The sequence below is a fragment of the Chryseobacterium sp. Leaf201 genome (assembly GCF_001421435.1).
Lineage (GTDB): Bacteria > Bacteroidota > Bacteroidia > Flavobacteriales > Weeksellaceae > Chryseobacterium.
Map to the genome: position 1 here is coordinate 33722 of NZ_LMKA01000064.1, position 12762 is coordinate 46483.

Annotated in this window: 13 protein-coding genes and 1 pseudogene; 8 read left to right on the top strand and 6 right to left on the bottom strand. The window is 38.6% G+C overall.

Going from position 1 to position 12762, the window contains the following annotated elements; all coding sequences use genetic code 11:
- Positions 1-34: 34 nt before the first annotated feature.
- From ASE55_RS08280 to murI, 3 genes are all read left to right on the top strand, one after another.
- Complete coding sequence (locus ASE55_RS08280) at positions 35-985, top strand: type IX secretion system membrane protein PorP/SprF (protein WP_027386794.1); 951 nt, start codon at positions 35-37, stop codon at positions 983-985.
- A gap of 49 nt (positions 986-1034) precedes the next feature.
- Positions 1035-2159 carry a radical SAM family heme chaperone HemW gene (gene hemW / locus ASE55_RS08285; protein ID WP_082474374.1) on the top strand — a complete coding sequence of 375 codons (1125 nt, stop codon included), beginning with the start codon at positions 1035-1037 and terminating at the stop codon, positions 2157-2159.
- Between the two features lie 64 nt (positions 2160-2223).
- Positions 2224-3054 (top strand): glutamate racemase, encoded by an 831-nt coding sequence (gene murI / locus ASE55_RS08290; RefSeq protein WP_056217764.1) that lies wholly within the window; start codon positions 2224-2226, stop codon positions 3052-3054.
- 100 nt (positions 3055-3154) lie between these two features.
- Here murI and ASE55_RS08295 read toward each other — a convergent pair whose 3' ends face one another.
- The 4 genes from ASE55_RS08295 to ASE55_RS08310 form a co-directional block, all read right to left on the bottom strand.
- Positions 3155-3736: an RsmD family RNA methyltransferase gene (locus ASE55_RS08295; protein WP_056217767.1), complete on the bottom strand. Its 582-nt coding sequence runs from the start codon at positions 3734-3736 to the stop codon at positions 3155-3157.
- A gap of 72 nt (positions 3737-3808) precedes the next feature.
- Positions 3809-4525 (bottom strand): DUF3822 family protein, encoded by a 717-nt coding sequence (locus tag ASE55_RS08300; protein WP_056217770.1) that lies wholly within the window; start codon positions 4523-4525, stop codon positions 3809-3811.
- 18 nt (positions 4526-4543) lie between these two features.
- On the bottom strand, positions 4544-5038 hold the full coding sequence (locus ASE55_RS08305; protein ID WP_056217800.1) for a Smr/MutS family protein: 495 nt from the start codon (positions 5036-5038) through the stop codon (positions 4544-4546).
- A 222-nt stretch (positions 5039-5260) separates the two neighbouring features.
- The gene (locus tag ASE55_RS08310) at positions 5261-5755 is read right to left on the bottom strand and encodes a metallophosphoesterase family protein (protein ID WP_056217773.1); all 495 of its coding nucleotides are present in this window, start codon (positions 5753-5755) and stop codon (positions 5261-5263) included.
- 80 nt (positions 5756-5835) lie between these two features.
- Between ASE55_RS08310 and ASE55_RS08315 the strand changes: the two genes are divergently transcribed.
- Positions 5836-7380, top strand: coding sequence for a serine hydrolase (locus ASE55_RS08315; RefSeq protein ID WP_056217776.1), 1545 nt, complete (start codon positions 5836-5838; stop codon positions 7378-7380).
- A 226-nt stretch (positions 7381-7606) separates the two neighbouring features.
- Here ASE55_RS08315 and ASE55_RS08320 read toward each other — a convergent pair whose 3' ends face one another.
- Complete coding sequence (locus ASE55_RS08320; protein WP_056217778.1) at positions 7607-8083, bottom strand: SixA phosphatase family protein; 477 nt, start codon at positions 8081-8083, stop codon at positions 7607-7609.
- Between the two features lie 113 nt (positions 8084-8196).
- Here ASE55_RS08320 and ruvX point away from each other — a divergent pair, with 113 nt between their 5' ends.
- The 4 genes from ruvX to ASE55_RS08340 all read left to right on the top strand — a co-directional run bounded on the left by ruvX (position 8197) and on the right by ASE55_RS08340 (position 11363).
- Positions 8197-8613 carry a Holliday junction resolvase RuvX gene (gene ruvX, locus ASE55_RS08325; protein WP_056217780.1) on the top strand — a complete coding sequence of 139 codons (417 nt, stop codon included), beginning with the start codon at positions 8197-8199 and terminating at the stop codon, positions 8611-8613.
- Positions 8610-9182 (top strand): peptide deformylase, encoded by a 573-nt coding sequence (gene def / locus ASE55_RS08330; protein WP_056217783.1) that lies wholly within the window; start codon positions 8610-8612, stop codon positions 9180-9182. Before ruvX ends, def begins: the two co-directional genes overlap by 4 nt.
- A gap of 81 nt (positions 9183-9263) precedes the next feature.
- The gene (locus ASE55_RS08335; protein WP_056217785.1) at positions 9264-9824 is read left to right on the top strand and encodes a DUF5606 domain-containing protein; all 561 of its coding nucleotides are present in this window, start codon (positions 9264-9266) and stop codon (positions 9822-9824) included.
- 375 nt (positions 9825-10199) lie between these two features.
- Positions 10200-11363, top strand: a complete 1164-nt coding sequence (locus tag ASE55_RS08340; RefSeq protein ID WP_056217787.1) for an NUMOD4 domain-containing protein — start codon at positions 10200-10202, stop codon at positions 11361-11363.
- A gap of 1198 nt (positions 11364-12561) precedes the next feature.
- On the opposite strand, the pseudogene ASE55_RS19870 reads toward ASE55_RS08340, so the two are convergent.
- A pseudogene (locus tag ASE55_RS19870) lies at positions 12562-12762 on the bottom strand (IS5/IS1182 family transposase); the annotation flags it as partial.

Consider the following 12762-nt stretch of genomic DNA (forward strand, 5'->3'; position numbering starts at 1 on the left):
TTTTATATTTGTTGAATTGAAATCAAGATTTGTTATGAGAAAACTATATGCTATCGTATGTTTAGCTCTTTTGTCAAATGCATACAAAGCACAGGAAACATTACCCTACTATCAGCAATATCTTTTAGATGGTGAGTTTCTGTTCAACCCAGCACAGTACGGAAAGACAGACTATGTGCAACTCAATCTTAACTATCAGCAGCAATTTTCGAAGTTCAGTGAATCTCCCAATGTACAATCGGTTGGGTTTAACGCGAACATCTTTGATAGAGTAGGAGCAGGTATCTCTGTGTTCAGGGACAGCAACGGTCCCATTTCCGCAGGCGGAATTACAGCTGGGGCATCATATTTTATTCCTCTTAGCAGCGAAGGAGACCGAAAAGACCAGTTCTCTTTCGGTACCAGTGTGAATTTCTATAACATGAATTTTGATTATTCAAAAATTAACACCCAGGATGCTTCAGACCCTTTATTGCAGGGAAGCGAGAGCAACATCTTCATGGCATATGCCAACTTTGGGGTAGCTGCTACCTACAGGGATATCTTTGCAGGGGTTTCGGTTAACGATATTGCCCTTACCAATGATGAAGCGATTGTGAACGGACGTGAGCCTTCGCCAATCAAATTCTTCTTAAACCTTGGATATGACTGGCATGTAGGCGATAACATCTATTTTACGCCTTCCGCTCTAATCAACCTTAATACCAACTCTACAAGAACCATCGATTATAACTTAATGGGTACGTTCTTTAATGATATCAATTCATTCTCTTTCGGGGTAAGCTACAGATCAGTTCAGAACAGATTTGACAGCCAGCAGCTGCAGATTGCACCGGTAGTGAAAGTAAGATTCAACAAATTTATGATCGGGGCTACCTATAACCTTGGGTTGTCTGATATCCAGGAATATGGAGGAAACAGCTTCATGATCGGATTAGGATATAACTTTGATAACTTCATTAATCACAGAGGGTATAGATATTAATCAATTTAAATTAAATACATTTGAGCTCTGAATTTTCAGGGCTTTTTTTATGATCTATATTCACATTCCGTTTTGTAAACAAAAGTGCAGCTACTGTAATTTCCATTTTTCAACATCTTTAAATTTCAAGGATGAGATGCTGGCTGCTATGAGAAAAGAAATATTTCTGCGGAAAGACGAGCTGCAGAACAAAAATTTACAGTCTTTATACTTCGGCGGCGGAACCCCGTCTATCCTTTCAGCAGATGAAATTAAGCGTTTGGTTGATGAGGTGCTGCACCATTTCAGCTTTGATAAAGATATTGAAATCACACTGGAGGCAAATCCGGATGATCTGGACGGCAGTTTTCTGAAAGGACTGGCAGATTCTCCTGTAAACCGGCTTTCCATCGGGACCCAGAGTTTTTTTGACCAGGACCTGAAACTCATGAACCGTGCCCATAATGCTTCCGAAGCCGAAGGATCGATCAAAAGGGCCCAGGATTTTGGCTTTGAAAATATAAGTATTGACCTGATTTACGGTTCCCCGACTTCCAATATGGAAATGTGGAAAGAAAACCTGAATAAAACCATTGCTCTTGAAGTACCGCATATTTCCTCTTATGCCCTGACGGTAGAACCCAAAACAGCCCTGGAAAACTGGATTTCAAAAGGAAAAGTAATGAGCCCGAAAGAAGATGAACAGAATAAAGAGTTTTATTACCTGTCAGACTTCCTGAAAGACAACGGATTTGAACACTATGAAGTTTCAAATTTCGCACGTCCCGGGTTTCATTCAAGGCACAATGCGTCTTACTGGAAATACAGGGAGTACCTGGGCGTCGGCCCGTCTGCACATTCGTACAACGGTTCTGATGTCAGGAGCTGGAATATAGCCAACAATCAGCAGTACATAAAGAAAATAAGTTCCGGTGTCTTAGCCAAAGAAGAGGAAATTCTTTCCCGGGAAGACCAGTTCAATGAAATGATCATGATCGGCTTAAGGACAATCTGGGGCGTAGATCTGGAAAACCTGAAAGATAAATTCGATGACCGCATTTTCGAGCATTTCCAGAATGAAATAAAGCACAAGCTGGAAGACGGAATTCTGACGATTGAAAATAGTCATCTTAAAATTCCTGAAAAACACTGGTTTATGGCAGACGGCATTGCTTCGGACCTGTTTATGGTCTGATCATTTCAGATATGCAGCATTGTATGATAAATTCCTTATTTTTGTATAAAATTCCAGCTTCATTTTGAAAACTAAAAAACAGAATTATTCGCATCTTTCCCCCAATCAGCCGATCGGGATTTTTGACAGCGGGGTAGGAGGCTTAACGGTGGCCAAAGAAATCAAAAGGCTGCTTCCGAACGAAGACCTGATTTATTTCGGGGATACGAAACATTTGCCTTACGGGGAAAAATCTAAAGAAGCCATCATAGAATATTCTACAAAAATTACCAATTTTCTGCTGAGCCAGAACTGTAAGGCCATTGTTATTGCCTGCAATACAGCCACGGCCAACGCTCTGAATGAAGTCATGGAATCCGTTGCAGGAAAAGTCCCGGTGATTGATGTTATCAACCCGGTTGCAGAAAAGGTATCCTACGAAATCCACAACAATGTGGGTGTGATTGCCACCAAGGCAACCGTAAATTCCGGCCTGTATAAAAAAAGCATCAAGAAGCATAATAAATGGATCCGGGTGGATGAACTGGCAACACCGCTGCTGGTTCCTGCCATTGAAGAAGGTTTTAAAAACCATCCGATTACCCATGCGATCATTTACAATTACCTCAGCAACAGCAAGCTGAAAAATATTGAAACGCTGATTTTGGGATGTACCCACTATCCGCTATTAATCGAAGAAATAAAACAGTATTACGGAAACCGTGTAAGAGTAATCGATTCCCCGAATATTGTAGCCAACCACCTGCAGATCATCCTGGATAAATACCACCTGCTGCAGACGGCCAACCCAAAGCCGAATTATCATTTCTATCTCTCTGATATCACAAAGAATTTTGAAAAAATATCGAAGAAGTTCTTCGGGAAAACCATTGATCTGGAGTTAAAGGTTTTATAAAAGAAGCACTCCCTGCAATCTGAAGTATCTTTTGCTCCTTCTAAAGCTAAAATAAAAACTGAAATAAGAGCTCAAAAAAAATAATCAGGAAATTTCCTGATTATTCTTCTGTTGTTTCTATGCTGCTCTCTTCATTAGGCCTGTAAAAGCTGAAGCTTACATTGCCGTATTTCCGGGTATCCGTTAAATTCGGATGGTCCAGTTTCATCCGGCTCTGATGTTCTATAATCAGGACTCCGTTTTCCTTCAGGTATTTATTTTTCAGAACCAGGGAAATCAGTTCCTGGTACTTTTTCTCTTCCGTTTCAAAAGGCGCATCCGAAAATACAATTTCAAAGGACTTTTTATTTCTGAATTTTTTAAGCCAGTCGAATACATCGCCACGCTGGACGCTCACCTGTAAACTGAACCCAAGTTCAGAAGCGGTGGAATTTAAAAATGACGTATGTTTCGGATTCATTTCAACCGAAGTGATGTCCTGGGTGCCCCGGGAAGCAAATTCAAAGCTGATCGAACCGATTCCTGCAAACAGATCCAGTACAGCAACCGACTGCATGTCATACGTGTTCTCCAAAATACTGAAGAGTGCTTCTTTGGCAAAATCCGTTGTAGGCCTTACATCAAAATGTCTTGGGGCGGCTATTTTCTTGGCTTTCCATTTGCCTGCTATAATTCTGTACATATTGGTTAAATTTGGGATAGGTATAATGGCAGCCGGGAATTGAAAAACAAGTCCTGTTCCGCAGCCTGTAACCTAATTAAGGATAAAGTTTTTGGTTGGAATATTATCCGATACAATTTTCAGGTTCTTCACAAATTTCTGAAGCTCTGAAATAAAAGTCTCGTTCTCAGTGGTCTCCCCGTACACAAAGAAATGGGTTTCATTAATCCCGAAACCGATCTTGCTTAAGGTGAACATCACGAAATACAGAAAATCTACCTCCGAACTCACATCCAGATTATTGTAGAGAATGATCTTTTTATGGTCTATCGCAAAAAACTCGCACTGGTTATGGTAAAGATTGATGTGGATTTCCTTATTATTTTTATTGCTGATGGAATTTAAAAACTTCTCACCCGAAAAATTAAAATTCACGGGCAATGCCAAGTCTTTGATTTTCTTATACAGGCTTTTCGGGAAAGTATAATAAAACTGGACTTTGAATTTTTCATTGATCGAAAGCATCAGTTCCTCTTTTTCCTTGTCCACGGGCGCATTGTAGGCAATAAGCTCAAAACCCGTTTCATGCTGAGAGAATCCTTCAGGCATCAGGGTAAAATGGTTCAGTGCGGAAACCACATAAATTTCATCGAATCTCTGTCTGATCAGCATTTCGTCTAGCTGGTCGGCAATAAAGTTTTCCGGAGAATCCTCATCTACGAAATAAGATTTCTCTTCCACAATGCTTTTGTTTTTCGCAATCTGGCAGATCAACCCGTCTTTGATAAAAAGTAAATTAAGTACGTTCATATTCCAATTCCTGCAAATTTAGTGAAATTCTACCATTACTACACCTGATTGATGGTGAAGTATTTCCTTATTGTAAAAATCCAGATTCGTCTGGCTTTCCAGTACGTCCCAAACCAGCCGCTGTAAAACGCCGTCCCCGATTCCATGGACAATTTCCAGCCTCTTCAGGTGGTTCTTCCGGCAGAATGAAATTACTTCCAACAGCTTTTCTTTCTGAATAAAAAGTCTTTCAAAACTGTCATAATCGTGCGGATTTTTAACCAGGTTATGAAAATGAAGATCCAGAACCAATAGGTTTTTATGATGTTTTTTAGAAACGGCTTTTTTCGGTTCTGCTTTTTTTATAACTTTAATATTTTCATATAAATCAGCATTTTTAGGAACCAATTTCTCTTTTGGATATTGATAGGTAAATCCATATTCATCTTTAAAAACTACAATATTCCCGTTCACGGAAGTAACTACTCCGCTCAAATCCTCATCTACTACAGAAACGGTATCCCCGATTTTCATCATTTATTAATTCATTTTTTTTAGAAGCTGTTCCCGCTATCCACTTTTACTCCTCGCGCCGGGCTTTTCCTGCTGCCTGCTGCGGGGTAACCGTTGCTATCGTGGCTAGGGTTTCAGTCATAAATTTAAGCCTCGGCAAAATTCAACGCTACATCAGTAGCTGCCTGGTCATCCTAAAAAAGCAGAGATATCAGACTACCAAAGGCCAGACTTTTTGCTTTATTATTTCGGACCCAGCTCAATTACTTCAAGATCTTTAATCTCCGTATCATCAATCACAAACCGCATCATGGTCCTCATTTTGTGCCATCCCTGTTTTCCGCAGGCTCCCGGGTTCAGGTGCAGCAGATTGTTTTTTTGGTCAAACATCACTTTCAGGATATGCGAATGCCCGGAAATAAAAAGTTTCGGCGCTTTTCCGGCAATCTCTTCTTTGGCCAGCGGAGTGTATTTTCCGGGATAACCTCCGATATGGATCATTAAAACTTCTACATTCTCGCAGAAAAAACGGTTCACTTCAGGAAACTCAGACCGGATTTTTGCATTGTCAATATTGCCGTAAACCCCTTTCAGAGGCTTTATTTTTTCAAGCTGTTCAATCACTTCCATGCTCCCGAAATCCCCGCCGTGCCAGATCTCATCGGCCTGACGTGCATAATCGATAATGCGGTCGTCAATATAAGAGTGAGAATCAGAAAGGAGCAGGATTTTAGTCATGATAACTTTTTTAGGCTTTGCAAATATAAACAAGCTTTATTAAAAATGTTATTTATTACATTTGGAGAAAATTAAAAAAAATGAAGCAGAAACTTTCTTTTTTCCTTTTACTTCTGGCAGCAGGGATCTTCAATGCACAGGTAGAGGAAAAAAAGCTCGATGAATTAATCCGGAATACTTTAAAGACTTTCGACGTTCCGGGAATGTCCGTCGGGGTTATCAAAGACGGAAAAGTTATTTATTCAAAAGGTTTCGGGGTACGTTCTCTCGCAACGAATCAACCGATGGATGATCAGACCCTGGTGGGGATCGCCTCCAATTCCAAAGGGTTTACCTGCACTGCACTGGCGATTCTGGCAGATGAAGGGAAACTGAATTGGGACGATCGGGTTTCAAAATACATCCCGGAATTCCAGATGTACGACCCTTATGTTTCCCAGAATGTAACCATCAAAGATTTGGTAACGCACCGCGCCGGATTAGGATTGGGGCAGGGAGACCTGATGTTCTTCCCCGAAGGCGGAAACTTAACCGTTAATGAAATTGTTCACAACGTACGGTATCTGAAGCCTGAAAACCCTTTCAGGACTACACTGGATTATAACAATATCATGTTTATTGTGGCCGGTGAAGTTATCCACAGGGTTTCCGGGTTAAGCTGGGCAGAATTTATCGAACAGAGAATTATGAAACCTGTGGGAATGGCCTCAAGTTTCGGGAGCTACAGCAGGGCAAAAGCAGCAGTCAATAAAATTGATGCCCATGCACCGGTAAACGGGAAAGCCATTGCCGTTCCCCACGACTGGAATGAGACAGCCAATGCAGCCGGAGGAATTATGAGCAATATTAAAGACATGACACTCTGGGCAGAATGCCTGTTGAATAATTTTACCACAAAAGACGGTAAAAAATTAGTTTCAGATAAAAATGTCCAGCAGTTGTGGAGCTTACAGATCCCAGGCGGGGTAGCGGCAAAGAATCCATACGACACGAGCTTCTACGGATATGGCATGGGCTGGTTTTTAAGTGACGTGAAAGGCCATAAGCAGGTTCAGCACACAGGAGGACTGATCGGGACAGTAACTCAGTTTACGCTGATTCCTGATATGAAACTGGGAATTGTAGTCCTGACCAATCAGCAGTCGGGGGCAGCCTTTAACACCGTGACAAATACCGTAAAGGATTCTTATCTTGGTGTGGCAGACAGAAACTGGCTGAAAACCTATGGTGACAGAATGAAAAAAACAGAAGAGGTTTTTGATAAGCAGAAGAAAGAAGCATTCGCAAAATCGGAAGCCTTCAGAAAAGAAAAAAACCTTCAGCCAAAAGCGGAACAGTTTGCAGGAACGTATACCGACAGATGGTTCGGCGATGTGGAAATTATGCAGCAGGGAAATACCTACAGGATTTCATGCAAAAACTCTCCGAGATTAAAAGGCGAACTGCTGCCATTTTCCGGCAATTCATTTATTATCAGATGGGATGACAGAAGCTACGATGCCGATGCCTATATCATTTTTGATTATGATGAAACAGGAAAAGCACAGTCGGCCAGGCTAAAGCCCATTTCAGATATCACGGATTTCAGTTTTGATTTTGAAGACCTTGATTTAAGAAGGAAATAATTCTGAAACTGAAGCGAATCAATTAATAGACAATAAAATCACTGGATTCAGTGATTATTCAATACAGGTGGGCGAAAGCCCATCTTTTGTTTTGAGGATATGAGCTCTAACCGAAATCTGTAAACTGTTGAAATTAGTATTGAAAATTTTAGTTTAAAATCCATATTCATCAACCATCCTGTCAAAAATTTTGAATTCCGCTGACTCTTTTCGAAGAGAGGGACTTTTAAATTTTCTTCGGTTCATAAAAAAACAGCAGCTTCTTGTTGGCCCCGTTAAACTCAGACCAGGAGTGGCAGTCGATTTCAAAGCCGGCAACGCCGCAGGTGGGGAAGTGGAAGATATCTTCGGACATGGAATTCGCAAAATTGGAAATCCCGTTGTTATGGGAAAATAAGGCTACGGAATGATGGCTGTCATCAAGATCATAAATCACAGACTCAAAATTACGTTCCGAAGGATTGTACAGTTTTTCATCCGTTGTCACATTAATCCGGTAAGACTCGTTAAAAATTTCACACGTAGTCAGGGCACGGACGGCAGGGCTTGATACGAAACGGTCAATAGCCACATTATTATTTTTTATAAATGAAGACATGCGTTTCGCTTCTTCTAACCCTTTGTCTGCCAGGGGTCTGTTAAAGTCGTCCGTTTCTTCCGGCCAGTCGCTTTTTGCATGTCTTACGAGGATGAGCTTCTTCATAGAATAGGTTTGTCTCATTAAAATTATAAAAAAATTAGCGTAATAAAAACAGGATTTAGAAAAAAAACTGTGTTTGGAATAAAATCATTAAAATTTACTAAATTTGCAGACTTATGGGACAGATCCTTGCAATAGACTATGGAAAGGCCCGTTGCGGCATTGCGGCGACGGATGACATGTGGATTATTGCCAGCGGGCTGGATACCGTTCAGACACCGGTGCTGATTGAATTTTTAAAAAAATATTTCAATGACAACAGGGTGGACGAACTGGTGGTCGGGCTTCCTGTAGACCTGAAAGGGAATGTTTCAGAAGTGGAGACTGATATTTTAAAGTTTATAGCGGTTTTTCAGAAAGAATTTCCTGCTGTACCGGTTCACCGCTTTGATGAAAGATTTACGTCTAAAATGGCTTCATTTTTTATTTCCCAGAGCGGGAAAAGCAAAAAGCAGAGACAGGAGAAAGGATTGATAGATAAAGTAAGTGCAACCATCATATTACAGAATTTTTTAGAACAAAGAACAAGATGATTTTACCGATAAGAGCCTTTGGGGATCCGGTTTTAAGAAAAGTAGCGAAGGAGATTGACAAAGATTATCCGGAGCTGCAGAACCTGGTCGATAATATGTTTGAAACCATGTACAGTGCAAACGGTATAGGATTGGCTGCACCGCAGATCGGTCTGGATATCCGCCTGTTTGTCATTGATGTTTCTCCCCTTGCGGAAGATGAAGATTATGACGATATTAAGGATGAGCTGGCCGAATTCAAAAAAGTATTCATCAATGCCAGGATTCTGGAAGAGTCCGGTGAAGAATGGAAATTCAATGAAGGGTGCCTGTCCATTCCGGATGTGAGGGAAGATGTAAAGAGAAAGGATACCATCGTTATTGAATATTATGACGAAAATTTTGTAAAACATACAGAAACTTTTTCCGATATTAGAGCCCGCGTAATTCAGCATGAATATGACCATATTGAGGGGATCCTGTTTACCGATCATTTAAGCGCCCTGAAAAAGAAGCTGGTGAAAGGGAAACTGAATAAAATCACCCAGGGAGAAGTAAGCATCAGCTATAAGATGAGGTTCCCGAAGTAATAACAATTAAAGGATAAAAAAAATAAATAATAAAGCGCAAAAAGCCCAAAGCCGATTGTAGAATTTACAAAAAATAAAATTATGCTGTTAGAAAAAATAATTTCAATCTCTGGCAAGCCAGGACTTTTCAAATTAGTTTCTCAACTTAAAAACGGATTCATTATTGAAGACGTTACAACCAAGAAAAAAGTAAGCATCGGGAACTCCAGCCAGGTAAGCCTTCTGGATAACATCGCCATGTTTACTGTGGACAAAGAAGTTCCTTTGTTCGAGGTGTTTGAGAATATTGCTAAAAACTACGATTATAAAGAAGCCATCAGCCATAAATCAAATGATGCCGAGCTGAAAGAATTCATGACGGCTTCCCTGCCAAGCTATGATACCGAAAGGGTATATGCTTCTGACATCAAGAAACTGGCGCAGTGGTACAACATCCTTCATAAAGCAGGTTATATTACACCGGAAAGCTTTGTAAAAGCAGAGCCTGAAACGTTGGAAGGCGAAGGATCAGAAGAAGTAAATATAGACAAAGAAGCGCCGAAAAAAGCAGCTCCAAAGGCTGAAAAGCCGGTAGCGCCTAAAGTAAAAGCTACTTCTGCCGCGAAAGCTGCTCCTAAAAGTACGCATACCAAGAAAGGATAATTCATTCATCTGAATTTACAATATAAACCTCATCATTTTGATGAGGTTTTTTTGTTGGTGATCCGCTAAAATGTAATAAATGAATATTAAAGAATAGTCGACAAGACTCACCTGATCCTCGGCTTCGCCCGGCACCTGCAATAGAAACATGCTGATTCTTTTGTCATCTTCTGCTGATACAATATTCATATTGGAAAATTAATTCCTAAGAGATGAACTCCGGATTAATAGGTAATCTTTTAGAATAGGCAATTTAGCATCATATTAGCTGATACATTTTTGATAAGTAGATCGTATAAATATTGGTGTAAAGTTTTTATATTTTTGTAACGGTGAATTAAATGAAAAGTATAATCTATTTTATTACAGACAAATATGAAACTTCCCGAAGAATTTGAAGATGAGTATGTAAAAGAAGTCCTGTACAACACTTCTTTGAGGAATCTACAAGATGAAGAATGGAAACTGATCGAAGGTTTTGAAAATTATGCTATTTCAAACTACGGTCGGTTAAAGAGTAGAGAACGTTTTGTTGCTCTTCCTACAGGACACGATTTTAAGTTACCGGAGTTGGTTATGAAACTGATTTTTGTGAAACAGGTCAATGCCTACCTCAATAGTAATATTTATAACGTTCATTGTACATTATCGTTGGAAGGTAAAAAATACAGAAAATCAGTAGCGCGCCTGGTATATTATCATTTTAAAGAAAGGTTTGATTTGAATGACCGACGCATTGCCATTATCTCAAAGGATGGTAACGGACTTCATGTTCATTCCGGTAATTTATTAAAGATTTCGGCAAGCGAAAGAAGATTAAGAATATTCACCGGTAATAGAGCAAGAAACCGCCATGTTATCTATCAGCAACCGGTTAATCAATACACAGTAGAAGGTAAACTGATTTCTTCATTTGACAGTATTTATGAAGCTGCTAAACAGATAGGACAAAGTGCTGAATCTATCATGGATGTTATCCATAGAGAATTTTTGACGGCCGGAGGATTCCGTTGGTTTCTGCAATCCTATATTCCCGGGAAAGCAGATTTTACAGTGAGTGGCCAAGGTGATATTAAATCTGACGTGCTTAATGTTTCTCTTTGGAAAAAGTTGGGAAAACCAAATGTTGATCGTAAAAATCCTCCTGCATGTATGAATAAGTCTTTACAGGATCTGCCAGAGGAAGAATGGAAGCCTATTCCTGGTTTCGATGATAGATTTTTGATATCTGATAAAGGGAGGGTGAAAAGGACGGGCGGCTGGACAGTAGTAGGCAGAAGAGTCTTTTTAAAAGAACAAATCCTGGCACAGTTTATACATACTGACCGAACTCATCAGTCTCTGTACACAATTTTGAACTATAAGGGCAAAAAAACAGCCATTACGATTACCAAACTTTTATATTATTGTTTTGTAAAAGAATTTGATATATTCGGCAAAACTTTGCTTGTCGTTAATCATAATGATCCGTTCTGGAATTTGGAACACAGCAAACTGTCTCTACATTCGATACACGCAGTGCTAAAAAGAAAAATATGAAGTTACCTTTTCCCCCTTGCTGCCACACGATTGCATCGTGTGGCCTAATAAGATTTTCTTTAATGGCTTTTACAATGGTTTTGCTTGTAAATTCTTTTTAAATTACCAATCAAAAGTTCAGGTTTTTATTAGACTCTCTTTTTTTATCAATTTTATAAGAAAAGAAAGAACAAAAAATTAAAGATGATTATTAAAAAAAGTAATCCTAAAAAGTACAGTTTTTGTGTTTTTCATTACAAAGATTAAATTTTATATGTTACAGCTCCTGTAGAAAAAAAGTATAAAATCAGTTTTGAAATGGAAAGAAATAATAATATTATCCAATATAGCCAATGTATAAGACTTCGCTCTTGCTTTTTCCAGATTAATATGATTAATACTATAGGAATTTGCAACCATTCAATTAAAATACTCAAAACAAATGGAAATTTATCATTAATTGATAAAATATTATACAGATTTCCTTCATAATTCCAAACACTGTAAGATAACAAAATAGAATAAATTGTTATTGTATAATTTATTAACCATAACCATCTTAAATTTTTCATTCTATTATTTTTTTTATTGCAGACATTATTTTTTCTGCATTTTTTGATTTTTCTGCAACTTCAGAGACTGTTAATATTGTTGGACTAAGATCTTTTGTTGCTTTAAAAGCGACAGAATTAGGATGTGTTCTTAAAGTTAAAAGGCTATCTAAAAACCTCTGAGACTGCTTTAGCGCAAGATTCTATATATGCAAAACTTTTAACTAATCGGTTTTTATCAAATGATTTGTCGAATGTTCGTACCGTAATATAAAATTGAGCCATTCCCTCTACTGAATCTTGCATATTTGCCAAAACGTCATTTCTATTAGTCAGATTTCCATTTTCAATCATACTATTAACAATACATGCCTTATTGTCTACCATGCTCCTTACTTTGATAATTTTAGAGAACGGCGAGCAGCAACTTACATATTCAGGTTCCAGAGACTGGTGATTTTAGAAATTTGAATTTAATTTTTTATATCCGATAATATTACCCGTTTAAACGATGAAGTCATTTAAACTTTTTTAGTTTTATAAAATTTCTTCAGAGCTATTACTATAAAAGCTATGTAATTGAAAGATTTCCAACTTGATACTGTTGTATCNAGGCCCAGGAAATTTCAGCAAAATTCGGTAATAATGTAGATACCTTTTGAAGTCATTTAAACTTTTTTAGTTTTATAAAATTTCTTCAGAGCTATTACTATAAAAGCTATGTAATTGAAAGATTTCCAACTTGATACTGTTGTATCAAAACGGTTGAGCAATGATCTAAAGCTATCCAGCCAGGCATTTGTTCTTTCTATAGCATATCTTTCTCTGTATAAAATTTCATCAAAATAATAATCTTCTCTATCTGTTCC

Coding starts and splice junctions, on each gene's coding strand:
- ASE55_RS08280 (WP_027386794.1), top strand. CDS start 35: ATGAGAAAACTATATGCTATCGTATGTTTAGCTCTTTTGTCAAATGCA.
- hemW (WP_082474374.1), top strand. CDS start 1,035: ATGATCTATATTCACATTCCGTTTTGTAAACAAAAGTGCAGCTACTGT.
- ASE55_RS08295 (WP_056217767.1), bottom strand. CDS start 3,736: ATGTACAGAATTATAGCAGGCAAATGGAAAGCCAAGAAAATAGCCGCC.
- ASE55_RS08300 (WP_056217770.1), bottom strand. CDS start 4,525: ATGAACGTACTTAATTTACTTTTTATCAAAGACGGGTTGATCTGCCAG.
- ASE55_RS08305 (WP_056217800.1), bottom strand. CDS start 5,038: ATGAAAATCGGGGATACCGTTTCTGTAGTAGATGAGGATTTGAGCGGA.
- ASE55_RS08310 (WP_056217773.1), bottom strand. CDS start 5,755: ATGACTAAAATCCTGCTCCTTTCTGATTCTCACTCTTATATTGACGAC.
- ASE55_RS08315 (WP_056217776.1), top strand. CDS start 5,836: ATGAAGCAGAAACTTTCTTTTTTCCTTTTACTTCTGGCAGCAGGGATC.
- ASE55_RS08320 (WP_056217778.1), bottom strand. CDS start 8,083: ATGAAGAAGCTCATCCTCGTAAGACATGCAAAAAGCGACTGGCCGGAA.
- ruvX (WP_056217780.1), top strand. CDS start 8,197: ATGGGACAGATCCTTGCAATAGACTATGGAAAGGCCCGTTGCGGCATT.
- def (WP_056217783.1), top strand. CDS start 8,610: ATGATTTTACCGATAAGAGCCTTTGGGGATCCGGTTTTAAGAAAAGTA.
- ASE55_RS08335 (WP_056217785.1), top strand. CDS start 9,264: ATGCTGTTAGAAAAAATAATTTCAATCTCTGGCAAGCCAGGACTTTTC.
- ASE55_RS08340 (WP_056217787.1), top strand. CDS start 10,200: ATGAAACTTCCCGAAGAATTTGAAGATGAGTATGTAAAAGAAGTCCTG.